The organism is Reichenbachiella ulvae (assembly GCF_025833875.1).
Lineage (GTDB): Bacteria > Bacteroidota > Bacteroidia > Cytophagales > Cyclobacteriaceae > Reichenbachiella > Reichenbachiella ulvae.
Genome location: NZ_JAOYOD010000001.1, coordinates 49,422 through 75,902, shown reverse-complemented (window position 1 = coordinate 75,902; position 26,481 = coordinate 49,422). Strand labels below are relative to the sequence as shown.

19 protein-coding genes are annotated in these 26,481 nt (G+C 40.6%); 8 read left to right on the top strand and 11 right to left on the bottom strand.

The window, feature by feature from the left end:
- Positions 1–21: 21 nt before the first annotated feature.
- Positions 22–999: a permease gene (locus N7U62_RS00220; RefSeq protein WP_264135857.1), complete on the top strand. Its 978-nt coding sequence runs from the start codon at positions 22–24 to the stop codon at positions 997–999.
- A gap of 5 nt (positions 1,000–1,004) precedes the next feature.
- Here N7U62_RS00220 and N7U62_RS00215 read toward each other — a convergent pair whose 3' ends face one another.
- The 6 genes from N7U62_RS00215 to N7U62_RS00190 form a co-directional block, all read right to left on the bottom strand.
- On the bottom strand, positions 1,005–1,286 hold the full coding sequence (locus tag N7U62_RS00215; RefSeq protein WP_264135856.1) for an Rdx family protein: 282 nt from the start codon (positions 1,284–1,286) through the stop codon (positions 1,005–1,007).
- 2 nt (positions 1,287–1,288) lie between these two features.
- Complete coding sequence (locus N7U62_RS00210; RefSeq protein WP_264135855.1) at positions 1,289–3,703, bottom strand: mechanosensitive ion channel domain-containing protein; 2,415 nt, start codon at positions 3,701–3,703, stop codon at positions 1,289–1,291.
- Between the two features lie 370 nt (positions 3,704–4,073).
- On the bottom strand, positions 4,074–4,580 hold the full coding sequence (locus tag N7U62_RS00205) for a hypothetical protein (protein ID WP_264135854.1): 507 nt from the start codon (positions 4,578–4,580) through the stop codon (positions 4,074–4,076).
- 12 nt (positions 4,581–4,592) lie between these two features.
- The gene (locus tag N7U62_RS00200) at positions 4,593–5,105 is read right to left on the bottom strand and encodes a hypothetical protein (protein ID WP_264135853.1); all 513 of its coding nucleotides are present in this window, start codon (positions 5,103–5,105) and stop codon (positions 4,593–4,595) included.
- A 306-nt stretch (positions 5,106–5,411) separates the two neighbouring features.
- Positions 5,412–6,143, bottom strand: coding sequence for a LytR/AlgR family response regulator transcription factor (locus N7U62_RS00195; protein ID WP_264135852.1), 732 nt, complete (start codon positions 6,141–6,143; stop codon positions 5,412–5,414).
- Complete coding sequence (locus N7U62_RS00190) at positions 6,140–7,264, bottom strand: sensor histidine kinase (protein WP_264135851.1); 1,125 nt, start codon at positions 7,262–7,264, stop codon at positions 6,140–6,142. Before N7U62_RS00190 ends, N7U62_RS00195 begins: the two co-directional genes overlap by 4 nt.
- A gap of 253 nt (positions 7,265–7,517) precedes the next feature.
- Between N7U62_RS00190 and N7U62_RS00185 the strand changes: the two genes are divergently transcribed.
- Positions 7,518–9,965, top strand: coding sequence for a TonB-dependent receptor (locus tag N7U62_RS00185; protein ID WP_264135850.1), 2,448 nt, complete (start codon positions 7,518–7,520; stop codon positions 9,963–9,965).
- Here N7U62_RS00185 and N7U62_RS00180 read toward each other — a convergent pair.
- The 3 genes from N7U62_RS00180 to N7U62_RS00170 all read right to left on the bottom strand — a co-directional run bounded on the left by N7U62_RS00180 (position 9,962) and on the right by N7U62_RS00170 (position 14,302).
- Positions 9,962–11,344 (bottom strand): sensor histidine kinase, encoded by a 1,383-nt coding sequence (locus N7U62_RS00180; RefSeq protein ID WP_264135849.1) that lies wholly within the window; start codon positions 11,342–11,344, stop codon positions 9,962–9,964. The two genes, N7U62_RS00185 and N7U62_RS00180, sit on opposite strands and share 4 nt — an antisense overlap.
- Positions 11,341–12,027, bottom strand: coding sequence for a response regulator transcription factor (locus tag N7U62_RS00175; RefSeq protein WP_264135848.1), 687 nt, complete (start codon positions 12,025–12,027; stop codon positions 11,341–11,343). Before N7U62_RS00175 ends, N7U62_RS00180 begins: the two co-directional genes overlap by 4 nt.
- Positions 12,028–12,241: 214 nt before the next feature.
- Positions 12,242–14,302 (bottom strand): beta-N-acetylhexosaminidase, encoded by a 2,061-nt coding sequence (locus N7U62_RS00170; RefSeq protein ID WP_264135847.1) that lies wholly within the window; start codon positions 14,300–14,302, stop codon positions 12,242–12,244.
- A 360-nt stretch (positions 14,303–14,662) separates the two neighbouring features.
- On the opposite strand from N7U62_RS00170, the gene N7U62_RS00165 reads away from it, so the two are divergent.
- From N7U62_RS00165 to N7U62_RS00140, 6 genes are all read left to right on the top strand, one after another.
- Positions 14,663–15,367, top strand: coding sequence for an ABC transporter ATP-binding protein (locus N7U62_RS00165; protein ID WP_264135846.1), 705 nt, complete (start codon positions 14,663–14,665; stop codon positions 15,365–15,367).
- Positions 15,357–16,586, top strand: coding sequence for an ABC transporter permease (locus tag N7U62_RS00160; protein ID WP_264135845.1), 1,230 nt, complete (start codon positions 15,357–15,359; stop codon positions 16,584–16,586). Before N7U62_RS00165 ends, N7U62_RS00160 begins: the two co-directional genes overlap by 11 nt.
- Before the next feature lie 2 nt (positions 16,587–16,588).
- The gene (locus tag N7U62_RS00155; protein ID WP_264135844.1) at positions 16,589–17,851 is read left to right on the top strand and encodes an ABC transporter permease; all 1,263 of its coding nucleotides are present in this window, start codon (positions 16,589–16,591) and stop codon (positions 17,849–17,851) included.
- Between the two features lie 209 nt (positions 17,852–18,060).
- Positions 18,061–19,176, top strand: a complete 1,116-nt coding sequence (locus N7U62_RS00150) for an efflux RND transporter periplasmic adaptor subunit (protein ID WP_264135843.1) — start codon at positions 18,061–18,063, stop codon at positions 19,174–19,176.
- An 18-nt stretch (positions 19,177–19,194) separates the two neighbouring features.
- Entirely contained in the window at positions 19,195–20,631 is a 1,437-nt protein-coding gene (locus N7U62_RS00145; protein WP_264135842.1) for a TolC family protein, read from the top strand.
- A 156-nt stretch (positions 20,632–20,787) separates the two neighbouring features.
- A complete protein-coding gene (locus N7U62_RS00140) occupies positions 20,788–23,097 on the top strand; it encodes an ATP-binding protein (protein ID WP_264135841.1) in 2,310 nt (769 codons plus the stop codon).
- A gap of 1 nt (position 23,098) precedes the next feature.
- On the opposite strand, the gene N7U62_RS00135 is transcribed toward N7U62_RS00140, so the two are convergent.
- Entirely contained in the window at positions 23,099–25,309 is a 2,211-nt protein-coding gene (locus tag N7U62_RS00135; protein ID WP_264135840.1) for a hypothetical protein, read from the bottom strand.
- Positions 25,309–26,481 carry a DUF4249 domain-containing protein gene (locus N7U62_RS00130; RefSeq protein ID WP_264135839.1) on the bottom strand — a complete coding sequence of 391 codons (1,173 nt, stop codon included), beginning with the start codon at positions 26,479–26,481 and terminating at the stop codon, positions 25,309–25,311. The genes N7U62_RS00135 and N7U62_RS00130 overlap by 1 nt, the downstream gene beginning before the upstream one ends.

The window sequence follows — 26,481 nt, the reverse complement described above, 5'->3', positions numbered from 1 at the left end:
TCTAAAGAAACATAAGCAGGCATGTTTGAATGGGTACAGCATTTGGCAGATTGGTTGGTTTACCAAGCCCTCAACCTCAACCCAAATCAACACTTAGCAGCGGCGCTGAATTTCTTCATATACGATACAATTAAGATTATCATTCTGCTGGTGCTCGTCATATTCCTCATGGGAGTCGTGAATAGCTACTTCCCCATAGACAAGGTCAAAAATTACCTGTCCAGAAAAAAACTGTATGGCTCAGAGTATCTGATGGCAAGCCTCTTTGGAGTGGTCACTCCTTTTTGTTCCTGCTCATCAGTTCCTTTGTTTATTGGTTTTGTAAAAGGCGGCATCCCGCTTGGAGTTACCTTTTCTTTTTTGATCACATCCCCACTGGTCAACGAGGTAGCCATTGGACTTTTTGTTGGCCTGTTTGGGTTAAAAACTACCCTCATCTATATCCTAAGTGGCGTGCTACTGGGTACGCTATCGGGAGCCATACTTCAGAGTTTAAAACTTGAAAGCTACCTGAGTCCATGGGTCAAAGAGCTTCTATCCAATGCCCAGAGAGAACAGGACATTTTCCAATCTGAAGACCAAAGCCTTAAAAATCGCCTACCTATTATCTGGGCAGAAGTGCGAAAGGTTCTTGGAGGAATTTTACCTTATGTAATTTTCGGCATTGCCATTGGGGGGTTGATGCATGGATATATTCCTGAAGGTCTCTTCGAAAGATACATGAACAAGGAAAATCTTTTTGCAGTCCCTATCGCGACCCTTGTGGCTATTCCCATGTATTCTAATGCATCGGGGATTTTGCCTGTCGTTCAAGTGCTGGTCAGCAAGGGAATCCCACTCGGCACTGCGATTGCCTTTATGATGGGAGTGGTTGGTTTGTCCTTACCAGAAGCCATGCTGTTAAAAAAAGTGATGACCGTAAAGCTCATTGCTATATTTTTTGGCGTTGTGACCCTCTGTATCATCCTATCTGGTTACTTATTTAATCTGCTCCTATAGCCTAACTATTTCTCCTTTCGGTCACTATGTCCCAGATCGCGCTCTGGAGAGACTTCATCCCGAATCATCTGCTTCAGTATCTTAATATCCGGAAACCTTCCTTTTTCTTGTCTCGAGTAAAGCAATTGGCCATTGAGGTAGATATTGTAGATACCACCGGTGGTAGGACGCAGCTGCATCTCCTGGATTTCGTCCGGAAAGGTTTGTAGTAGTTCCTGAGCCATCCAAAATGCACGCAGTTGCCATCGGCAAAGGGTGCAATATTCTATTTTCACGATGTTTTCCATAGTCATTTCAGCTTTTCCTCGGACAAATCGCCTCTATCAATCTTCACAATGTTTTGCTCCAGAATCTCTATGCCCGACTCTTTCAAGATAGCATGAGCACGCAGCGCCACTTCACTTTTAGCAGCCAGTATATCTCGATTGACCCAGTAGTAGAGTTTGAAATGTGCAGATTGCTTATCTATCCCTTCGAAATAGGCCTTGGGTGCAGGATCCTCTAATACGGGGTCCACTTCCTCCGCTGCCCTTTGCAACAGATACAATACCAACTCCAGTTCCACCTCTGGTTTTGTTCGGATTTCAAAAATCAGTCGTCTCTGGTCGTCGCTAAGTGTATGGTTTACCACTTTCTGACTGATCAGGTCTGAATTAGGCACGATCAGCACGGCACCATCATATTGTTGGATTTTGCTGGATCGAATCCCAATAGACGCCACTACCCCCTCTATGTCATCCAACTTTACTATATCCCCAATGGTGATGGGTCTTTCGAAAATCAGAATCAAGCCTGAAATAAAATTGCTAACGATGTTTTGTAATCCAAAACCAATACCCACACCCAAAGCACCAGCCAAGAGTCCAAGGTTCTCGAGGTTAAATCCAAGACTAAATAAAGCAAGGAAGAATCCACAAGAGATCAGAACATAATAGGTCATGCTGCTGATAGCCATCGGCACCCCTTTACTGAGGCGAAACCTCGACAAAATTTCGTCCTTGAGAAGCAATCGAATCAACTGAGCAATTCCAAATGACCCAACAAGTATGACGACAAATGAAATTACCCCCAAAATGGTGATATTGACATGCCTGACTTCTACTCCTAGTTCAAGGATGCTATTGACGAATTCTAGCACAAAGTCAAGTAAAAAGAACCAGGCTAGGGTGAAATAGATCCAGCAAAAGTAATATCCGATTTTAGCCAGCTGGCTAAATTTCTTAATCGTCCAATCTTTATACTGTGTGATTAAGATTGACTTTTGGGCTATAGGTGTATTGACAAACAACACAAAAACTGAAGTGGTTGTAGAATAAATCACACCAAATAAAATGGCAATTAATATGGAGTTAACCGTGGTAGCGTTGATTAAAAATGCCAGATATAGGTATCCCACAGCATTGGCTATGGCTGATACAACCAAAGCGGCTAGAAAAACGGGGGCCATAAAACTCATCAGTTTGAACCAAAGGGCTTGATAATTATACTGCTCGACGATCCTTGCCTTATTGCGAATGAAATAAATCAAATAAGCCATGAGCGTCAGGTTAACAAAAAGCTGAAAGACACGATACATCAAATCATTGAGAATGTACAAGTCTGTAAACCGCATAGAGATGTAGTGAATGCTGATCAGGTATACCGCCAGCTGAAGAGGCTTAGCTATTATTTTGGAAGATATAACGATGAATAACAGCAATATCACCGTACTAAGTACAATTTTTATAGGCAATGGAATCGATGGCAGGCTACCTAAAGTCAGTAACAAGGTGTAGAATAGCGAGGACAACAAGGGATGATCAAATATGGCTTGCCCCAATTCCAGTTCTTTGATATGGAGTGTCTCTAGTTCAGCTCTATTGCTCCTTAACCAGAGGATAACCCCCAAAATCAGAATAAAAGGAATGGACAGGTTAGTGAAAAAATCCCACTCCTCAGTAAGAAATAATCGCGACTCTCTTAGGTTATAAGCCAGATAATAATCTCGATACTCCTTTCGGTCTCCATTTTTCAAAGAATCGTTAGGTAGATTGAAAAGAGAATATTCCTTCTGAAAAACCAGATTACTAAACTTCAGCTTTAACAACTGCTCCAGATTATCTCTTTCGGTCTCAGCAGACAAAGTCAAATCTACAATCCTGTTTTGCAGATCCAAAGAACGACTTAGGCTGTCTGAGACTAGTTTACTGTTTGCATCCAGATAGTCCAATATAATCTTGGTACGGTCAAGAATATTATCTGGGATCTCGTCAGCTTCTTTTAACTTCACCCGGGTCAACTCCCATTTTTTCTTTTCTGTGCTCAGGTCATCTCGAATTTTACCCAAAGCTTCCGTGTAAGTCGACAAAACCTGCTTCGGAGCTTGTGTTTTGGCAATAAACTCATCCCACTTGATCAAGTAAGATTCGATGAAAGAATAACCATAGTTGCGCTCTGTGGCATAGGCGGTAAACCCTTTGATCTGCTCCTTTCTTTTGGCAAGCGAATCGATTTTCACTGCATTTTGATGTGCCACCGGCTGGGCTATTACCTTAAGGTATTCTGCATTAATCTTACTGACCATCTTTTCTGATTCAACTGGTATTTCAGAAAGAGAATACGGCTTCAGCTCTTCTTGTTCTTTCAGTTTCGGTTCCTCTTGAGCTATCGTAGATAGAGAAGATAAAAACAAGAAAAAAACCAGGGTGAATCTGTTTGAGATCATAAGCCAAAATCAGGTGTCTGTTTGCAGAAATGAAGATAAGCAATCATGTGGAAATCTGAAGCGATGTAGCCCAAAATAGCAAACAATCAAAAAAAGAGCAGTTGATCCGTGCGATCTTTCTACTGGTCCTTCGGTCCACCTAACTGTACGATGCGAAAGCACATAATTCAAGTATCAGAACAAAAAAAAGCGACCTTCTAAAGGTCGCTCCGATTCACGCTATTTATTATCTTAAGCTCGTCATCTGAAGTTGGCTATCAGATGCAAGCGAATAGTAGTCATATTTTTTTTGTAAGAGAATTCAGCCTTTTCCATTCCGGAACATGGGTGCACTAGTTTCAGCAGATTATTATCAGCCCGTGAAAAGCGATTACTGAACCTCGTTAGCCAAACTGATCGTATTCGGGACCTTCTCAAATACCACTTTTACAAGCCCTCTCGCCTTGACATCAGTGCTAAAATGGATTTCCATTTGATCCTCCGAAATTTTCTTGATTTGATAGTGCTCTGGTGAAGCTCCTTCTTCATGTAGTTTTAGGACATGTCCGCGTCCCTGCAATCTATAGTCAAGTCTACGATGTACCCCATCTCCATTAACCAATACCACTTGTCCATTTGGGTAAAATGACCATAGCTCAGCCTGATGAAAGACCAGACCCTGACTGATTTCATGTTTCATCTGCTCATTAATCTCCGATGAAATGACAGAATAGTGATCATGCATTTGATCTAATTCTTCGTAGTGCCAGGCTGTTTCCTTCCAGGTTCCCACGATGTGATCATGGGGTTTTTCTCCATGCATGAGCATAGCAAACAAGCCTGCTATCACCACAGTACCTGTCACTAGATATACAAGAAAAACTTTAAATGTTATCATACTATTGGGTTACTAAAAATCAAACGATTCATGGTTAAAAAACAATTTCACCAAGGGATCAAATAAGGTAGTATCAGTCACAGACTCGCTATCCCAATCTATGGCTGAAACAGGACGATTACATTTATTAGCATATGGCCTAAGATCAAAACTGCGATCATGGCGTTTGACAAATTCAACTCCGGGTTGATAATAAACCTCATCAATTCCCTCCTGATCCAAATATCGATTGAACTCAATCTGTCTTGGAATCGAAAACAGCTCTTTTCTAATCGAACTCAGGTCAGAAGAATACTTAGATCGTATCATTTCGCAGGCAGAGCGAAAATCTCGATCATAGATTTGCTCCAAAACTTTTCGTTTGGAATAAAACATCAAATCTATAGTTGAGTCTGGCAGGTACACACCTTGCAGAAAGGTAACACCAACCTTTTCCTCAAGAATGCGGTGTCTAGCTACAGCCACCTTCATTACATTTAATATGTCTATGTTTCCATCAGTAAGGAACAAGATATGCCTGTCCATGACTCTTTATAAGAATGATTCAAAACAAATGTACGTGGTGACCATTAAGACGATCTTAGGAAGAGATTAAGATGAGATTAGAATTTATTAATCCAGCTCTAATGGCCTGAATCAAGGAAAATCACTCCCTTTTAATTACGTTTTTTTCAATCAGGACGAAAATAAATTTGTCAATACTCTATATGTAGGCAAACCAGACACACAGGCAACCCTCACCTAGTTCAAAACTCCCTGATTATGTTTATGCAAATGAGACAACAATACTAGTGACATTGTCAGTTCAATCGCGGCATTTCAAAATAGCTTCTACTTTTTCCAAAGTCTTTCTCCAAGTACCGCTTGCATTACAGCTTCCCTGTAGTTTCGACTGATAGGTATTCGGGCACTCCCAATGATCAGCTGATTATTTTCTACACATTGAACTTTTGGCAAAGCAGCAATAAAAGATTTATGTACACGCATAAAAGCAGGGAAATTGAGTTTTTCTTCAATTCCCTTCATGTTCAGCAAGGTCACAAATTTGCCCTGCACTGTATGAATCGTCACATAATTTTGCATCCCTTCGACATAGAGGATGTCGTCAAAAAATATCTTATCGAACCTATAATCACACTTGATGAAAAAATAATCCGGCTGTTCGACCTCCAATGGAGTCTCCATAGATCCACGAATTTTGAGCTCATGATATTCCTTGACCTTACTGGCCGCTTTGAAAAAACGGTTAAAGGTAATGGGCTTGACCAGATAGTCTAAAACATCCAATTCGAATCCCTCTAGGGCATAACTAGGATAAGCAGTAGTCAGTACCACCATGGGCGGTTCTTTAGTCATTTTCAGATATTCGATACCATTCATCACAGGCATCTGAATGTCTAAAAAAACAAGATCCACTTTTTCTCTTTCCAATATTTGAGTCAGTTCCAAAGGGTGACTACCACTACCCACGGGATTCAAAAAATCTACCTGACTCACATAATCCATGATGCAGGTACGAGCCAGAGGCTCATCGTCGATGATAACACAATGGATCTTGTTCATGAAGCACGTGAGATTATTGTTTGACTGGCTAGTGATATGCTTAGTTTGATCTGGAATCTACCAGATTCTGAATTCACGATCAGATCGTGACAATTTGGGTATAATAGTGCTAGCCTTCGCCTTACATTTTCTAATCCTAATCCACTGAAAACCACTGCTTCTTTGGCTTGCTCAGAAGTAGCCGTACTGCTGTTAACTACCTCAAAGCACAATTGGCCTGCATTCAAAGTCATTTCAATTTTTATCCAATTCTTTTGCTGGTTGTGCTGGGACACATGCTTGAAGGCATTTTCAATGAAGGGCATCAGGATAAAAGGAGCAATCATTTCACCATTGACATTTTGTATGGGTAGCTTGACCTCCACTTCAAAATTCTCATTGAGCCGTAGTTTTTCCAATCCTATAAAACTTTCCACATATTCCAATTCCCTGGACAATGGTATCTGTGCTTCGTTACACTCATACAGTTGATAGCGAAGCAAGCTCGAAAATTTGGCCAAGGAGTCAGTCGCCAGATCCTTGTTTTTGTTGATCAACACAAAAATTGAATTGATTGTATTGAAAAGAAAATGTGGGTTAAACTGCGATTTCAAAAACTTCAGCTCAGTTTCAAGTTTTTCTTGCCTTAAGGCTTGTTCTCTTCGTTGTGACTCGACAAAGTTCTTAGCCAATTTGATACTCATCCCTAGTGTCATACTTGCCAGGGAAGAAGGAAAAGTATTGCTCAGAAATAAACGATAAGGATTAGTAAAATTTTTTCCAGAACCGAAAACCTCCACCAGGGTCTTATCTACAACCATGGCACTTAAATAATATCCAGACAGCACCACGCCTGCCATGACAATCACCGTTAGGATCAGCAAGAAAACAAATAAGAGGTACTTGCCCTTTTCGAGATAATTTGGAATCAGATAATACAAACAAAAATAGACCCCCAATGCTTGAAAGACCACATAAAAGCTGTATTTGATATTGTATGGTGTCGTAAAGATAGAAGAGAGTGTATTAAGTGGGTCACCTTCATACACCATCCACCAAAGAAAATGGTAGACCATCCAAAACACCAAATGATGGATTTTGAAACGAAAGATCCATTGAAATTGAGAAGGCACTATCTGCATATATGGACTAATCACACAATCAAAACTAAGCGAAAAAACAAAACATATAGAAAATCATGTACGAGTGGTAGAAATTAATTGACGAAATGCCTCAAAATCATGTAACCCGCACCAGCCTCAGCCTAAACACATCACCCTGCTTACCTACAGTTGTAATTGGTATTTGGTCAACGGTTTTGGGCATGTCGTCAATCTAAATTCATTGATCTGATACTACACATTTGATTTGAGCATGAATCAAATATACTTTTCGATGAAATCTTACCTACTTTTAGTTTTCTCCCTATCAACCTTTGCATCATTTGCACAGATCAGCGGTGCAATTACGGACTCTAATCAACAATCGGTACCCTATGCTAATGTTTTGCTCCGGTCAAGCAGCGACTCAAGTCTGGTCAAGGGAACAGTAACAGATCTCAATGGCCAATTTCAACTCACAGACATCCAAAATGGTCATTATTTTCTGACATTGACCTCAATCGGTTATCAGGACTTCCAAAGCAGATTTTTTGAAATCAACACAGCTCAAACAAGTCATCATTTTGGTCAAATCACCATGAGAGAGGACGCAAAAGTACTGGAAGGTGTAGAGGTACGTGCTCAAAAACTTCAAGTGGAACAAAATCCTGAAGGCATGGTACTCAATGTCGAAAATAGCCTCATAAGCAAGGGAAGCTCTGCTTTGCAGCTACTAGAACGTTCTCCTGGGGTCATCCTCGATCAACGCAACCAATCACTTACGCTCCATGGCCAAACGGGAACATTGATCATGATAAATAGTCGCCCGGTACGCATGTCCTCCGCAGAAATCACCAATCTTTTAAGAGGGATGAGCGCTGACAATGTTAAAAGTATCGAGCTTCTCACTAACCCTTCTTCAAAACACGATGCTGATGGTGGTGCAGGCATTATTAACCTAGTCTTGAAAAAAAATGAATCAGAGGGCACCAATGGTTCCTTTTCGCTGACAGGAGGCTATGGCTATGGTCAAAAAGAAGTTGCGAGCATCAACCTAAACCACCGAAGAGGTGCCACTAACCTATTTGGGAGTTATGCATTGTCTAATGATGACAGCTATTGGCAATGGAATGGTATGGGGACTAACGACATGCCGGTATTTGGAGGCGTCACGCGCTATGACACCTGGGATCGAACCGAATTAAACACCTTGAGTCACAACCTACAACTCGGAATAGAACGTGAATTTGATCACAATCTGTTTTTGGGCAGCAGCATGATGTACAACCATGCCAACACGGATCAAGAAGAACGGGTAGATACCGATAACTGGTTTCCTAATGATCCATATTTCCATAGTAAAAGAGTGATCTCTGCAGTCAACACATGGGACAATCTCAATGCCACAGTATATGGGGAATCCAAACTTTCAAATCAGGGTAAAATCAGCGCCGACCTGGATTATCTTTTTTACAAAAACAACATGCCTACACGAGTAGAAAATCAATATCAAAATAGCCTGGGCGAAACCGTGACACCTGCCAACGATATTTTTCTGGATAGCAACAGAGGTCAAAGCGAAACAACCATCCACATAGCCATCGCTAAGGCAGACTATGAACAAACTATCGGCGAAAAGACCAAACTCGAAACCGGTATCAAAGCCACCTACTCCAATACAGACAATTTTGCGGCAATCGAGGGATTTCAAGATGGACAATGGATAGTAGATGCTCGTACAACAGCTCAATCCAACATCGAAGAAAAAATAGGAGCAGCATATGCTTCTTTCAACTTTGAGTTGGACTCTAACACACACATTACAGCGGGTCTACGATACGAACATTGGCTGAGAGACTTTGGTGATCCGGAATTAGATCAGAACAATGGGCGCCTTTTCCCCACTTTGTTTGTATCCCGTGCACTTACTGCCAAAACCAGCCTCCAGTTTGCATATAATCGACGTATTTCGCGTCCCCTTTACAATGATCTGGCCGCCAACTTGCGCTACCTTAGTCCTACTTCGGTATTTTCTGGCAATGCCAGCTTGAAACCGACGATCACAGACAATTTCAGATTGAGCTATCTGATAAATGACATCAGCCTGGCGCTGGTCTACACATACGAGGAAAACCCCATCGTAAGACATCAGCTTTCGCAACGTCCCGATTCGGAACTCATCGTCATCTCTGCCCAAAACCTGGCCTACCAGAAAAACTATGCCATTCAGTCCAACCTGCCCATTCAAATCGCCAAATGGTGGAGTATCAATACCGGGGGATCTATGGGTTACAGATCGTTCAAGCTTTCTCACACAGAGGAGCAAATCGAAAAAACCTACTTTGTTTACAACACCTACGCCAATTCGACATTTAGTTTGCCATGGGATATGTCTATGGAATGGTCCGGTTTTTACAACTCTAAGCACTATTATGGGAGCATGAAGGCCAAGGGTTTTGGCCAGGTCAATTTTGGAATCAATAAAAACTTCAAAGACAACTGGGGGAGCCTTCAGTTCACTATCAATGATGTATTTCAAACATTACAATACCAAAACCAATATGGTGCTTTGACAAAGGAAGCCTACGACGGTCAATTTAATGTCATATATGAACCCGAAGCAAAGGTCAATAGAATCTACAGGCTGACCTACAGCAAGACCTTTGGTAGCAATAACATCAAAGGTAAAAAACAAAGAAAAGCAGGTGCCAATGAAGAGCGATCCCGAGTCAACCAAAACTAATTCGATTGAACACGACCAGGAGGCAAAATCACGCGTACTACTGTGCCTTGCCCTTGTTCAGAATTGACCTGGAGTTTTCCATTATGGATGTTGATGATATTTCGTGCTAATGGGAGCCCAATACCAAAACCCTCGTGGTTCTTGGTATTGGATGCTCTAAAGTAGGGATCGTATATGAATTGTAACTCCTCTTTAGGAATCCCTATCCCAGTATCTTTGATCAAAATAATCACCTGTTCTGCTGATACACCGAGTGCCACTCTTACCGGCTGATTATCTGAGTATTTGCATCCATTCAACACTAGATTGGACAGAGCCAAATGGAGCAAGGGTTCATTCCCAACAACCTTCAAGAGCATGTGATTTTCTGGAAGAAGGCTAAAATCAATGTTCACCTGACTATTCGGATTGATCTTTTCAACAGTTTCCTTCACATCCAGAATCAACTGATCGATTCTCAATGCACCAAATTCCTGTTTCTTGCCATCATAGCCTGTTTGTGCCAGCATCAACAATGCACGTGTCTTTTGATCTAGTTTTTCTGCCTGATCCAAAATGGCCGTCAGGGTTTCGATATAGTAATCCACCCCACGTATCTTACTTAGCGCTACATCAGCTTCCCCTATAATTGTCGTCAGGGGAGTATTCAATTCATGAGAAGCATTGCTGATGAAATTCTTTTGACTTTCGAAAGAAGTCTCTAGTCGATTGAGCATATCATTAAACGTCTGAGTCAATCGGCTAATGGTATCATCATTTTCAGATTTGATATCCAATCGAAGATGCAGATTGCCTGAACTAATCTCTTTCACTTTTCCGATGATATCATTAATTGGCTTTATTATCTTTCTAGAGAAAAGGAATGAAATGAGCAAAATGATAAAAAAAGCAATGACCAGAGATACAATCAGCAGATTGCGAAAAAAGCGAATGTGGTGAGTGATGAAGTAATTCTCAGCAGAAGCTATCACTAGGTATTTCTCACCTACATAAGATTCATAAATCATACCATAGTAAAATGTCCGTCCATCATTGTACATGGCTATTTCATTCTTTAGGATCTCCTCTACAAAATCATCCTTGTAATGATCCAACCTCATGATATCAACATCCAATTCTAAATCACTTAGTTTGAAAATATCAATATGCTCGCGCTGAAGTTTTTCGAGATATTCCTGTCGCAATTCACGAATCACATCTACCTCAGATTCGTGTTCCACTTCGGATTTTGCCAAGGTAATCGCTCTGATTTCTAATCGCTTATAAAAATCAGAGAAGGAGTAATTAGAAATCGAATAGTAAATAAAACCACTGAATATCAGCGTGTAACTGAGGAAAACTGACAGTAGAACGAGTATGATTTTATTCTGAATTTTCATTCTTCCTCCCTCATAACATATCCCATTCCTATCACTGTATGAATCAACCTATCCCCCTGATATTTTTCCAGCTTCTTTCTAAGGTAATTTACATATACATCGACCACATTGGTCCCCATATCAAAATCCACTCCCCAAACTTGTTCTAATATGGCCACTCGGGACAAAACACGTTTTGGATTTTTGACAAACATCAGTAACAGGCGATATTCCGTAGATGTAAGAGAAATAGGCTGCCCATTTCTAGTCACCTTTTTAGTATCGTCATCAATCAATAGATCAGCAAAGACATACTCATTATCTGATGAGGAATCTAAACTCTGCGAACGCCGTAGCAAAGTTCTCATCCTTGCCAGCAGTTCCATAAATTTGAAAGGCTTAGCCAAATAATCATCTGCACCAGAATCGAGACCTATCACCACATTTTCAGTACTCCCTAATGCGGTTAAAAATAAAATTGGTGTTTCGATCTTATGTTCGCGAATCGCCTTACACACCTCCAGGCCATTCATCGTTGGCAGCATGATATCTAGGATTATCAACTCGTATGTATTGGCCAGGGCAAAATCAAGTCCCTGTTTACCATCCATAGCTACAGTGACACCATAGCCCTCTTCTTGAAGTCCTTTGTTGATAAAAGAACAAACATGACTATCATCTTCAACTAATAATACTTTCTTCACGATTTTGAATTCTTGAACGCAGCGTTACGAGCACGCCAAGATAGGAAAGTTAAAGATTCTAGACCATTCTTAACAGAGACTTAAAAAGCATATTATCTAATTCTAATGGAATTTTAATGAACCCAACCAGTAAGCTCTCCAAAAAATAGGGCGCTGCAGTCTCACACCACAGCGCCTATCACCTCGACTCTATTTTTAAACTAATAAACTAAAACTAATCTTGGTTGGAACGAATGGTTTGGGTCATCTCGACCAGCTCTGCCACTGGGTCGATGATCTGCAACTCTACTCTTCCACTTTGACTCTTTGCCTCCTCCAGGTGTTGGAGGGCTTCTTTATACCATTTCTTGCTTGGTTTTCGTCCCGAATCAATATGCTCGATGGCGACCAGCGCATCTTGAGAAAGGATTTTCAAGTTGGCACTATGAGGCAATGCCTGATCCAGTATCGGTGATTGCAAAACAATCGCTCGAAGGGCCTCATCGTTGGATTCCCATAGATTAAATTGAGCTACCAGAGCATCTGAACCAATTTTTCTGTCTTTATAATCCTCCACCAAATAATCCATCTTCAAAGCATCCAAGGCATCAGCAGTAGTAGCATCAGCTAGTTTGGTATAGGGAGAAAACACATCGTACATAAAACCTCCGGCGTTTCTTGTATATCCCTTCATCGGCTCCAATACATCTACCAGGATTCGAACAGGTTCTACATTTCTTGAATTGGCAAGGTTCCTCAGTAGGATATCCTTGCCCGCAATATGCTGCAAGCCATAATGCTCTAAAATCAATGAAAGCTTGAACATTCTGCTGTACATATCTCTAACATCCCGTATTTCAGCAGGTGACCAAAAACGTTCTGCTATCGCACCCATTCTAGGCCAGATTCTGCTATCGACTGTCAATGGAACCACCAATTCACTCCACTGTGTCGCTTCACCACCCAGAATATTGTTTTTCATCTCGTCCTCTAATTCATATCCAAAATATGGGTCTCTGAGATAATGATGCGACGCTGGTCGCATCAGATCTATATAGTATCCATTGGACAGCACTGTTTTGTAGCCTTGTCTGGCTGCAGCAAATAAGGTGGTGGTATCCGCCAAATCTTGCCCCCCTCCTCTCCAGGAATGAATCACCGTCTCTTTCGGGATGCCTTCCGTATGGATTTCATCCCAGCCCATCATGTATTTATCATACTTGCCTAAAATCTCGAAGAGATGTTGATTGAAATAAGTCTGTAGCTCATGATTGTTTTTTAGTCCATTGGCTTTCATGAAAGCCTGTATCTCCTGGTTTTGATCCCAGTGATGTCCTTCATTTTCATCTCCCCCGATATGGAAATAGGGATCTGGAAATATCTCAGCAACCTCTCCAAACAGCTGATCCAAAAACTCATAGGTTTCCTCCTTGATAGGATTCAAAGTAGGATCGAAAACTCCGGCATTTCGAACCAGCGAGTAAGTCGTGTCTTTGCTTCCCAATTCTGGAAAGGCGGTGAGCAGGGCTGAAGCATGTCCTGGCACATCGATTTCGGGCATTACTCGTATCCCACGGTCTGCAGCATACTTTATGATTCCTTTTAGCTCTTCTACCGTATAGTATTGCCCTTCTGAGGCCAACTCATTCAGCTTAGGAAATTTCTTTGACTCCACTCTATAACCATGGTCATCACAAAGATGAAGATGCAGCACATTCAGCTTTACAGCTTCCATGCCATCCAAATTCCGCTTAATCACACCCACCGGCTGAAAATGACGTGAGGCGTCTATCATCAATCCCCTCCATTGAAATCTTGGCTCATCTACTATGTCTACCTGTGGCAAATAATAGCCTTTTTCATCTATGGAAATGAGTTGAAACAAGGTTTGAAATCCACGGACAGCACCAATATCGGTAGTAGCTAATAATCGGATCTGGTTCTCATCGATGGTCAGTTGATAGCTTTCATCCTCACCTAACAGCACCTCTCCTTCTCTTTCTACCTCAATAATCAAGGAAGCAGAAGCATTAGAATCTGCCGCTGTGATCCAGCCCTGGTCTAAGAACAAGCCTGTTCGGTTGGTCATGCGATCGATGTATCGAGTAGAGGCGGCAATGAGTCTGGGTGACTGAAAACCCATCATCCCCAACTCAAAACTCTCATCTAATCTAAACTTCCCCTCTCCAATCTCGATTTGCTTAGGCCATGGCATCAGATTCTCAATACCATTTGTATTTTGTGCCATCACAGCACTACTCCAAAGACAAACGATCGCAAATAATATCTTCTTCATTATTATCTATTCATTTCATGCTCAATCCCTGAGAACTATCTCTGCCGAATACTGTTCAGTAGGGATTGAACTCATATTCACAAGTATAAAAGTATTTGTCTCCAAAATGGGGGAGAAATATATTAGCTAAGAAGGGTATATCTAACGCCGAACGGTAAATTCGAAAAACCGTCAATATAACGGAAATGATGTCTGCTAGAAGCAATTAATGGATATAGGCAACCTTTGACTTACAGTTCGCATCTTGTAGTAAAGAAAAGATTTTTACATTTTTTAACTTTAACTGTAATAAAGCTCAGCACCCCGATACTAATAGGCCAAAGGTCAATTTAAAAAAACTTAAAACAATCCATCCATCCCATGATAGAAGTTAAAGACGTACACAAGTCTTATCAAATGGGTAGTAATTCCTTGAAAGTATTAAAAGGGATTAACCTACATATCGAAGAGGGAGAACTCGTAGCGATTATGGGTTCGTCCGGATCAGGGAAATCAACTTTACTCAACATACTGGGAATGCTAGACGAGGCAGATACAGGTGAGTACATCCTGGACAATGTCTTGATCAAAAACCTGAATGAAACTAAAGCTGCCAACTACAGAAACAAATTTTTGGGATTTGTGTTTCAGTCCTTCAACCTGATCAATTACAAATCTGCCACCGACAATGTAGCCCTTCCCTTACTTTACCAAAAAGTAAACCGAAAAGAAAGACATCAAATAGCGCTTCAATATCTGGAGAAAGTAGGCCTGGGACAGTGGGCAGATCACCTACCAAGCGAAATGTCTGGGGGACAAAAACAAAGGGTTGCCATTGCCAGAGCACTAGCAGCGACTCCCAAAGTTCTGTTGGCAGATGAGCCGACGGGGGCATTAGATTCCACTACTTCCTATGAGGTGATGGATTTGATTCAAAAGATCAACGATGAAGGCAAGACCATCTTGATCGTGACACACGAAGAGGATATTGCTCATATGTGTAAGCGCATCATCCGACTGAAGGATGGGGTCATTACAGAGGATACCAAAGTCGAACAAGTTAGAGCAGAAAAACATGTTCAGTAGAGATCGCTGGCAAGAGATATTTCAGGCCATATCCAAAAACAAACTTAGAACCTCCTTATCTGGCTTTACCGTTGCATTAGGGATTTTCATATTTGTGATACTTTTTGGATTTGGCAATGGATTGAAGAACACTTTCCAAGAGTTCTTTATGGATGATGCGACCAATACCATTTTCATCTATCCCAACCGAACCACTATGCCCTATAAAGGATACAAATCCAACAGGCAGATTGAGTTTGACAATGAGGATTTAGAAGTGATATTAGAAGAATTTGCTCCATTCATCCAATATATCACGCCTCGTATCTATCGCAATTTCGAATTTAAATACGAGGGTGAATCTAACACCTACCCTGTTCGGGCTGTAGCCCCTCCTCATCAATTTTTGGAAAAAACCATCATGATGAAAGGACGCTATATCAATGAAAAGGACATTCTAAAAAAAGAGAAATACATAGTGATTGGTAGACTCATAGAGCAAGATCTTTTCGATGGTCAAGATGCCCTTGGAAAGTTCATTGATATGAGAAACAGTAACTATAAGATAATAGGCGTATTTCAGGACGATGGTGGAGACAGAGAAGAGAGAACAGCATATATGCCCTATACCACGCTGCAGCTGAATGAGATGAACAATGACAAAATCAATCAAATCGTGATTGGTTTCAAACCAGAAATCGGCTATATGGGTGCCATGGGATTCTATTACAAGCTTCAGGAATTCATGAAAGAGCGCCACTTTGTTAATCCAGAAGATCAAGCAGGAATCTATTTCAGAAATGTAGCAGAAAACTTCCAGCAAAATCAGCAATTGGCGACTGTGCTGCAGATCATTGTTTCGCTAGTGGGACTGGGTACACTAATCGCTGGAGTCATAGGCATTAGCAACATCATGGTGTTCACTGTCAAAGAGAGAACCAAAGAACTGGGCATAAGAAAAGCACTGGGAGCCACACCTGCTACTGTAACAGGGATGATCCTTCAAGAATCTATTTTTATCACCATTATAGCTGGCTATTTAGGGTTATTTGCCGGTGTGATGGTGTTGCAGTCGGTGGGCGACAAGCTCAAAGATTATTTTATTACGAATCCTTATCTGGACATGAATACAGGTATAGCAGCCACACTCGCACTCGTTTTGTTCGGAGCTATAGCAGGCTATATACCCGCACGAAGAGCAGCAAGGATCAAACCAATCGTAGCACTAAGAGACGAATAAGTATGGGTTTTATTTTCAGTATAGACACCTGGCAAGAGATTTTCGATTCGATTCGAAAAAACAAGGCTAGAACCATCATTACGGTGATTGGAGTACTTTGGGGTATTTTCATCTATATCGTACTTTCAGGAGCTGCCAAAGGCATGGACAATGGGTTCGAACGTGAATTCAAAGGCATGGCCATGAACAGTATGTTTGTGTGGACTCGTAATACGAGCGTTCCCTATGACGGATTTAAAAGAGGAAGATACTTCAGTCTGAAGTTGGGAGATGTAGACATTTTAAGATCTAAAGTTCCTGAAATTCAATACATCGCGCCTCGAAACAACACAGGAAACTGGGGCAGTGCGCCAGCCATGACTGTCTATGGCACCAAAAGCGGATCCTATACCACTTATGGAGATTTTCCCATCCTGGCTAAGATAGATGCCAAGAAAATATTTGACGGAGGGCGATTCCTCAATGATCGAGATATTGAGAATGCCAGTAAAGTCTGTGTCATAGGAGAAAGAACCCGTGATGAGCTCTTCGAAAAAGATGAAAAGCCTGTAGGGAAATTCATCAGAATTGATGGAATATTTTTTCAGGTAGTAGGTGTCCACAAAACCACAGAAGGTGGCGGCATGCAAAGTGATAGTGATATTTATATCCCATTTACCACCTTCAGCAAACTCTACAACAAAGGGGATCGGGTAGGCTGGTTTGCAATTGCAGCTTATCCAGAAGCTGATGTGATTCAGGTAGAAAAGGACATCAAAAAAGTACTCAAGGAAATCCATAGAGTAGCACCAGAAGACGAGCGAGCCATTGGTTCATTTAATCTGGGCGAAATGTTCAACCGAATCATGGGATTCACCAAAGGCATGACATTTTTATCTCTGGTAGTGGGAGTTGGAACCATTTTGGCCGGTGTGATCGGTATTGGCAACATCCTTCTTATTTCGGTCAAAGAACGAACCAGAGAATTAGGAATTAGAAGAGCATTAGGTGCTACTCCTGGTGAGGTTAGAGGACAGATCTTATTAGAATCTATCTTTTTGACCATGATGGCAGGTTTTATGGGAATCATACTTGGTGCGGTGGTGCTCAGTGTGATCAACTCAGCCACTCAAGGAATTGATTTCCCCTATACCAATCCGACCGTACCGTTGGAATGGATATTTGGAGCATTGATCCTAATGGTGTCTTTGGGGACGCTGATAGGGCTCATTCCTGCTCAGCGAGCTGTTAGTATTAAACCTATAGACGCACTAAGAGAAGAATAAATCGAAAACTCAATTAATAATTAATCAAGCATGAAAACATATAACCAACTGAACAGATTGCTCATGCTGAGCCATGACTTAATGAAAGAAGTCTGTGGTAAAACCAAAACAATTCAAATCAAATGAAATCTAAATAAGTACTTCATTCCAGCAGGGTGAAGTATTTCATAGAGATTCCAAGTGACCTATTAAAAACAGATTACATACAAATGAAAAAGGTACTAAAAGTTTTATTGATCATCATATTCCTGGCGGGTGCAGGATATGCTGCATACTTCTTTGTCAAATCCAATCAAAAAGCGGTCATAGAGTTCGAAACGGCCAAGGCTTTTAAGGCAACTATCCAAAACAAGACAGTGGCTACCGGAAAGGTAATACCTGAAGATGAGGTGGAGATTAAACCCAACCTTTCAGGTATCATAGAGGATGTGCTACTAGAAGAAGGTGAGGAAGTGAAAACAGGCGACTTGATTGCTAAAATCAAGGTCGTCCCGAATGAAGCCTCTCTCAACAGCGCCAAAGGGCGTGTTAGCAATGCAGAAATCGTATTGAAAAATGCTGAGTTGGAATACAACCGAAACAAAAAACTCTACGAAAAGGGTATAATTGCTGATCAGGCCTTTAACAGTGCGGAATTGAGCTACTCGCAAGCCAAGCAAGAATTGGCTAATGCGAGAAATGACCTGCAAATCATCAAGCTAGGTACAGCAGGTGGTGGAGCAGCTAATACCAATATCCGTGCGACTGTGACAGGGACGATCATCGACATCCCAGTTAAAAAAGGAGATCAGGTAATCGAAAGTAACAACTTCAACCAAGGGACTACCATTGCAATCATCGCAGATCTGGACAAAATGATTTTCGAAGGAAAAGTAGATGAAGCAGAAGTTGGGAAGCTAAAAGTAGGTATGCCGCTAAAAATAAGTTTGGCAGCCATCGACGATCACGAATATGACGCCATTCTGAGATTTATCGCTCCTAAGGGAACAGAAGAAAATGGAGCAGTACAATTCGAAATCAAAGCGGATGTAACGCTTTCTGGAGATCAATTCGTACGTGCCGGTTACAGTGCGAATGCTACCATGGTACTTGAGAGCAGAGACTCTGTCCTTTCGATCAAAGAAGAATGGGTACAATATGTCCCTAACTCGGACAGTGCTTTTGTTGAAGTGAAAAAAGGAGAGCAAGAGTACGAAAAGCAATACCTCAAACTTGGTTTATCTGATGGCATCAATACCGAAGTGATTTCTGGTGTCAGCAAAGAGGATGAAATCAAAGTTTGGAATAAAACAGAGCCCGTCAAAAGAGGTGACTCCAACGGATAATCAAAAATGAAGCTAAGAATGAAATTGAATATAAGCCTAGCAACGCTCGCGCTACTATTTAGTCTGAGTGCTTCTGCACAAGTAAAAAAATGGACTCTGGAGGAATGTGTAACCTATGCATTGGAAAAGAACATTTCGATACAGCAAAGTCAATTGGACGTACAAACTGCGGAATACAATAAAAAGAGTGCTATGGGTAACTTCTTACCCTCAGTCAATGCCAGTGCAACCCACAACTGGAACAATGGTTTGACACAAGATGTAACCGATGGAACACTAAAGGTTCAAACTACCCAAAACACTTCAGTCGGTTTAAATGCAGGAGTTAACCTTTTTCAGGGTTTGACAAATCTCAACACGATGCACCGCGCCAACTTGCAGATACTGGCCAACCAGTATCAAATAGATGGCATGAAGGATGACATTGCACTGATGGTGGCCAATTCTTTTCTGCAAATTCTGTTCAATAAGGAAACATTAAAAGTTCGGCAATCGCAATATGACTTGACTCAACAAGAATTAGAGCGAACCCAAACTTTGATTGCAAATGGCCAGTTACCAGAAGGGGAAATCTATGAACTAGAAGCCAACTCTGCTAGTCAAGAACAACAGATCGTAGTGGCTGAAAACAACGTAAGACTGTCGCTGATCAATCTGGCACAACTACTGTTGATCAACGATTATGAAAATTTCGACATCTCTACGGAGGATTATGACATCCCTGCTTCGGTCATTTTGGACACACGCCCATCTGATATTTATCAGAAAGCGCTAGAGATTAGAAATGAGGTCAAAGTGAGTGAGACCAATGTCGAAATAGCTGAGGTCAACTATGATCTAGCTGTAGGAGGAATATCTCCTACTCTTTCAGCATTCTATTCTTACAATACTCGAGCCTCCTATCAGGATAGAGCTGGCACTCCAATTGTAAATCCAGCGGATCCCACAAGCGATCCCATTTTAGGGTATGTGACTAGCACACAAGAACCCGTAAGAGTACCTACTATCACTAGTACTACCGTTTCTCCTGATCCTATTTATGATCAATTTGATAGAAACGGCGGACATGTATTTGGCCTTCAGCTTCAAATCCCCATTTTCAATGGCTTTCGCAATCACGTAAATATGCAGACGAGCAGAATAACATTAGAAAAGGCACGTTTGCAATTAGAAAACACAAAGATAGACTTGGAAAGCACTGTGTACCAATCGTACAATGATGCACTCGCTGCTTCCAAAGCATACGTGGCAGCCGAGAAGACCCTGATCGCCCGTCAGCAGGCCTATGATTATGCTCAGGAGCGATTCGACGTTGGGGTTATCAATTCCTTCGAATTCACTCAGACACAGCAGCAATTAGAGGCTGCACAGTCAGAATTGGTGAGAACCAAATTTGACTATATTTTCAAGATCAAAGTATTAGAATTCTTTTTTGGTATCCCGATCACAGAATAATACAAAATAACCTTAATACTATGCGGTGGCATATCTATTATTAATAGATTTGCCACCGCTTTGATTTTATACCCACCTGTAATTGATTGCTTCTAATTCTAGTATTTTCCATGAAGAGGACTATCTTAGGAAAGAAAACCGACTAGAATAGATCATTTGAAACTAAATAAAACTATAAAAGGACTCGTGAAAAACTACTTTAGCATATCCTTATTCATTCTTTTAGTTATTTGCTCTTCTGCTATGGCGCAAGACATCAATCAGGCAGAAGAATTACGAATTAACCAGCTACTTGAAAAAGGAAGGAAGAACTTTGCTGCTGGAAACGACAGCTATGCTATGAGCCTGGCCAAACAAGCCGAATCACGAGCTGACAAAATAGAAAATGTGCAATTGGCGTGGGAAGCGCGTAACCTAAAGGGGGAAATTTACCTATCCCAGGAAAAATACCCGGAAACAGTCAACTTATTCATGAATATGGCGATGACTGCCGAACACAGGCAGAACTATTCCATATCCGCTAATGCTTATTTCTCTCTAGCCAATACATTTTCAAGTCTTAGTGCATTTGATAAAGCGACAGAGTATTATAACAAGGCCTATGAGCAATTTGAAAGAATAGATTACGAACTGGGAATGATCGAAATCTCACTGGCCTCTGGATACAATTCGATTAGAGCTCACCTACTTGATCAGGCAGAACAAGAGTTTCAAAACCTTTTGGCCCTTGCCTTAAAAGACAGCATCGAGTATTTCGAATTTGAGGCTTATGATGCCCTGATTGAAATCTATGATGCTAAAAACGACCCTCAAAAAGGAGCGAAATATGCCAAACAGTATTATGATCTGATCAAGAAGGAAGGCAACAGCGAGAAATCCAGTTTGCTAGCCTATCATTTGTCCCAATTTTACGATCAGATGAAACAGGCAGACAGATATCAGGAGTATCTGGATATAGCTATCAAAAGCTACCCTAAAAATCGTCAGGCCTATGAATCACAACAAATAAGCTTTGATCTACCCAAGAAGCTTTCTGAATCTGAAGTGAATAAGGCTCAGCTATATGCCCAAAAACTGGAAAAGAATGCACTTGACATCATCAAACGAGAGGAAGCTGCCATTTTAGAGAAAGAAGCGAGCATATTAGACAATGTACATAAGCAGGAAAAAAAGCAATTATCAGATTTGGCACATGACTACCTTTTGGGAGACAAAGAGCTAGATCATTCCGCTTTGGCTACTGAATACACGCATCAGGACCTACTTGTAGCTCATCACGAATATGAAAACCGTGAAAGACAAGCAGAACTGGCCAGATATAAATTGGAATCAGAAGTGAACCGCCTTGCCAAGGAAGATGAAGAAAATAAAAGAAAGATTGCTGAAGAAGAAAAGCTGATTCTGGAGCAGGAAGTAGAATTACAGAATCAGCAAAGGCTCTACTACATAACCATTTTAATAGCAGTCGTTGTTTTGATTATCATCCTAGGGATAGAGTACGTAAGAGTAAGAAGGCTCAACAAGCTTTTGGCACAACAACAAAAGACCATTCAGGAAAGTAATGAAAAACTTACTGCTAGTAACGTTAGCATCAAGAAATTTAACAGCGATCTACAACTCGCACAGACTGAGCTGAAGCAGAGCTTGCAGAAAGAGAAACGCATTAGAATGGAGCTTGAGAAGGCCCATAAAGACTTAAAAGAAACGCACGATAGTTTGATCCAGGCAGAGAAAATGTCAGCTCTTGGTATGCTTACTGCCGGTATTGCCCACGAGCTCAAAAATCCAATCAACTTCATCTCTAATGGAGTGCTGTTGATTGAAGAGAATGCAGAAGAAGTTTTCAATCACATCCAAAACACTAGTGGCTCGAATGATCAGATCGAAGAGCTAAAAAGTGACATCAGCGAATTGATTCAGGATACCAAATTTGGTACTACGAGAATTCAGGAGATTGTTGAAGGGCTGAGAGTTTATTCCAGAAAGGATGAGGTCGAATTTCAGAAAGCTGATGTAGTTCAGGTCATGAATGCAGCTCTATTGATTTTAAAACCCAAGTACAAACACAAGGCAGAAATTGTCAAAAAGTTTGACGAAAACGTTCCTCAGATCGATTGTTTTCAAGGAGAAATCAATCAGGTCTTTATCAACATCATCGGTAATGGAGTAGATGCACTTGAGAAACATGGCACCATCACTATTACCATCAACAATTTGGATAATAAGTATGTAAGAGTCATCATTCAAGATGATGGAACAGGAATCCCAGATGATGTAAAAGCCAAGATGTTTAGTCCACTATTTACGACTAAAACTCAAAGTGAAGGTACAGGCCTAGGGCTTTCTATTACTGCGGACATCATCAAGAAGCACAATGGCAAACTCCAACTCAAAACCAAACTAGGTGTCGGAACAGCCTTTATCATCACTTTACCTGTAGACCAACCTACTAGTACTCCTTTGTAAATCAAGGGAGTTGCTTTTCAACAATAAAGGTAGATCGATGTGAATAGGGATTGCCTGTACTTGTAATCCCTTCTATTCGGATTTCATATTCCCCCTCTACCATGGAGGTTTTAAACTCAATGTTCAGCTCATCCGATTCTGTATTGATCGAAGGATTCCAGTAAAGCAGATCATTGAATTTAGGTGCTCTTTCTTCTAGTTCTGTCGAAGTAACTTCTGAAGTACGCTGAAGCTCCGAAAGATCCACTTGATGTCCAAAAGGTTCAGTATCACCGCCATCTCCCTCAAAAGTATGAATGGAGATAATTCCATCAAACATCACGTCCCCCATAAAGTACCTACGATCCAACACATCTATTCTTTCCACCAAATAGGGTGAAAGCTTAAGAACATCTTCCGAGGTTGAAAAAGCACCATCTAAAAGGACCATCGTCTCAACATCTGCCTTATCATTATAACTTAGATCAACAGTCCTCATATTGAGATTAAACTTACTTTCATTCTTACTCACCCCTACTTCATAAACCAATTCGATAAAAGTATCTCGCATGGTTTTGAATCTAGTATAATCATCTAAAACATAAGATTTCATACTACCAAAAGTAGATATGGCTCTTGTTGAATCCTGATATTCTTCAACCTCAAAATATGCGTTCTGAATTTGATTGGCAATTGCCCGCTGAGTAATCTTTGCCAATCGAACAGAGTCAATTGACAATGAAGGCCCTGTCATTGGTTTATAATTCTTATAGTATTCATCAAAAATCTCAACTTGATACTCCTGATCTTCATCATTCAGAACTTTTACAACTCCTTTTTCATTGGCAAATAGAGGATCATATTTAAGAATAAATTGACCCTTCTTGTCAACTTTATAGGCATCCAGTTCCATTTGAGATCCCTGGAAAGATAAAGCCACATTTACGTCTTCAAAGTCACCCTTGTTCGAGGTGACTTTGCCTTGAACAATACCAGATTTGTACTCTGGCATGAATTTCACAGAATCAACCAATTCAGAATCAAACTCCCAGTTACTCATTATCATCATTTGATCAAGCAATTGATCGTTAAGCTCCTCTTTATAAATCGCTCTCTCTTGATTCATTGAATTAGGAAACAATGCAATCACCTCTAACTGATTGATACTTTCATATCCATATATCTTTTTTACAGAAACCGAATAGACACCTTCTGACGGAACATCCACTTTCTTTTGGACATAGCTATCCACACCATAAACCAACGGTTTGATCTGCTTTAGATTATTCAATCTGCCATTCCAAAAAACTCTTTCATTGCTGATCATGTTATCAATATATAGCCGCGCGATCAGCTTACCTTCTGGTAATTCTTTCTTTGTCAAAATATGTTGAGACTGCATGGTTGAATTAAATCTCTGTACCATTTCCGCCGGACTCCATATCTCCAAAACTCCGATTTTATCTGAATTAACATTATTGGATTCAACCTTTAGTAGGAGGTTTTCTCCACGATCAACAAGGCTCAACTTGGTACAATTCTTACAAGGTGCAGGTAAATCAATAAATTTAAAACTAGATGGCAACTCAAGAGCTACTTGATAATTCGATTGCTGATCAGTCATAAATGAGACAGTAGCTATTCCTTTATCATTAAATATAAGGTCAGCTATCTTTTCACCTCCCTTTTTAAGCAATCTTGCTTTCAGCTTGGCAGGTTTCCCCCATTGATCTAATAATGTAAGAACAAGCTGATTTTCCAATCCAGCAGCAAAGCTCCCACCCTCGAAATAATACTTCAAATCATATTCTGACTCCTCTTCGTTTTCAGCATTAGCATAAGTTTTATATGGATTAACAATTGAGATAACCTTTTCGTATCGTTGATCAAAATTTTTCATCCATCGAGTATAGGCCACCACTCTATAATTTCCTGTTTCCAAATCAGTATTTAGAAAAATATCTCCTGATGATCTTCCTTCTTTTTGAGGAAATTTCCCCTGAAACACAGAGTTACCTTTGGCATCTACCAATTCTATGTATATCAGGGAACTCAACCCTGACACTCTACCTGTTAGTTGGCTATAGGTGAATGAAGAAAAATTTAAGTTTTCGCCCACTATCAAATCAGTTGAGGACAAATGAAGGTAGATTTCTTCCTTGATATTTTGCTGAGCTACAGTGACTCCAGTTCCCAGTAAAAAGCCGAATATTACGAATGCAATTTTTTTCATTACTCCCAAAAGTCAGGTTTTTCTAATACACCATAGTTTCTACAATCGCTACATGAGGAAGGGACCACTGCTACACTAGTCAAAGAAGGATCAGTGTAAGTGAATACATTTTTAGAATAGCCCAATCCATCATAAAAAATTAGGGAATCTACAGCAACAGTATCAGCATACTCATTATAATCACAAAAACTATATCTTGATGGAACAAAACCCTGACTTCTAAAAGAGCCTGCTGGAAAATACCTGAAACCTGTAGAAACAGCTGCCACCTCGAAATACCCTAAAACAGGAAATGCCTGATCCGACACGTTACTTATATTCCCTAAAACAGTCCCTTTTTGTTTATCAAAAAAGCTTCCTGAGGACTCATTATTCTCTTTTAAACTTTTATAGTATTGGTATGCTCCTGGTGATATACTGAGCTGCCTAACCGTCAGCGAATAATTAAATCGCAACTGTGGTTCATTATCCTCCACATATACAATTGGAAATTCAGATAAACGATTTTTTGATTGACCACTAGTCGTTTCGGTTAAAAAATCCGTCGACTCCCTAGAATTGTAACAAGTTGCAATGCTTGGTCTCCTATAAATCAGAGAATCTTCCGCTTCCAAATATTCATACATTGAAGGGTATGTCACATTAATTGAAAAATCTTCTTTATACTCAAACCTATAACTAGAAAAAGCCTCATTATCATTGTGGTTATCCACCATGAACTGCACTCCTTTCAGGTTCCGATCGTCATCAGAAGAAGGTCTCTCTATATATCTGCCGTATATACTATCTATAGCCACTGGTTCTGGCATTTTTTCTGGCAATGATTCGAACTCCTGACCATCTATCGTGGTAATTTTAAGTACATAACTCAATCCAGGGCTACCGCCAAATTGCTCGACAGATTGATATACACCGGGATCTGAAGTTTCAATAAAGGGGTATTCCTGACCTTCAACTTCTTGAACAGAAATCACAGCACCCGTCAAAGGAGTTCCTTCTGTACCATCTAATGGATAAGACTGAAACAATCTCACCTCTTGAGTTTTTACCTCATTTGTTAGTGACACATCCACCACCATCACTTCTTCGGTATCCTTTACTTCGAAATCATAAGGCTCTACACAAGCATATATACCTGCAATCAATATTGAAATATGTAGTATCCTTTTCAT

Excerpts from the sequence above, each read along its gene's own strand:
- N7U62_RS00210 (WP_264135855.1), bottom strand. The coding sequence starts at position 3,703 with ATGATCTCAAACAGATTCACCCTGGTTTTTTTCTTGTTTTTATCTTCT.
- N7U62_RS00135 (WP_264135840.1), bottom strand. The coding sequence starts at position 25,309 with ATGAAAAAAATTGCATTCGTAATATTCGGCTTTTTACTGGGAACTGGA.
- N7U62_RS00195 (WP_264135852.1), bottom strand. The coding sequence starts at position 6,143 with ATGAACAAGATCCATTGTGTTATCATCGACGATGAGCCTCTGGCTCGT.
- N7U62_RS00190 (WP_264135851.1), bottom strand. The coding sequence starts at position 7,264 with ATGCAGATAGTGCCTTCTCAATTTCAATGGATCTTTCGTTTCAAAATC.
- N7U62_RS00170 (WP_264135847.1), bottom strand. The coding sequence starts at position 14,302 with ATGAAGAAGATATTATTTGCGATCGTTTGTCTTTGGAGTAGTGCTGTG.
- N7U62_RS00155 (WP_264135844.1), top strand. The coding sequence starts at position 16,589 with ATGGGTTTTATTTTCAGTATAGACACCTGGCAAGAGATTTTCGATTCG.
- N7U62_RS00180 (WP_264135849.1), bottom strand. The coding sequence starts at position 11,344 with ATGAAAATTCAGAATAAAATCATACTCGTTCTACTGTCAGTTTTCCTC.
- N7U62_RS00165 (WP_264135846.1), top strand. The coding sequence starts at position 14,663 with ATGATAGAAGTTAAAGACGTACACAAGTCTTATCAAATGGGTAGTAAT.
- N7U62_RS00215 (WP_264135856.1), bottom strand. The coding sequence starts at position 1,286 with ATGGAAAACATCGTGAAAATAGAATATTGCACCCTTTGCCGATGGCAA.
- N7U62_RS00205 (WP_264135854.1), bottom strand. The coding sequence starts at position 4,580 with ATGATAACATTTAAAGTTTTTCTTGTATATCTAGTGACAGGTACTGTG.
- N7U62_RS00185 (WP_264135850.1), top strand. The coding sequence starts at position 7,518 with ATGAAATCTTACCTACTTTTAGTTTTCTCCCTATCAACCTTTGCATCA.
- N7U62_RS00145 (WP_264135842.1), top strand. The coding sequence starts at position 19,195 with ATGAAATTGAATATAAGCCTAGCAACGCTCGCGCTACTATTTAGTCTG.
- N7U62_RS00200 (WP_264135853.1), bottom strand. The coding sequence starts at position 5,105 with ATGGACAGGCATATCTTGTTCCTTACTGATGGAAACATAGACATATTA.
- N7U62_RS00160 (WP_264135845.1), top strand. The coding sequence starts at position 15,357 with ATGTTCAGTAGAGATCGCTGGCAAGAGATATTTCAGGCCATATCCAAA.
- N7U62_RS00220 (WP_264135857.1), top strand. The coding sequence starts at position 22 with ATGTTTGAATGGGTACAGCATTTGGCAGATTGGTTGGTTTACCAAGCC.
- N7U62_RS00130 (WP_264135839.1), bottom strand. The coding sequence starts at position 26,481 with ATGAAAAGGATACTACATATTTCAATATTGATTGCAGGTATATATGCT.
- N7U62_RS00150 (WP_264135843.1), top strand. The coding sequence starts at position 18,061 with ATGAAAAAGGTACTAAAAGTTTTATTGATCATCATATTCCTGGCGGGT.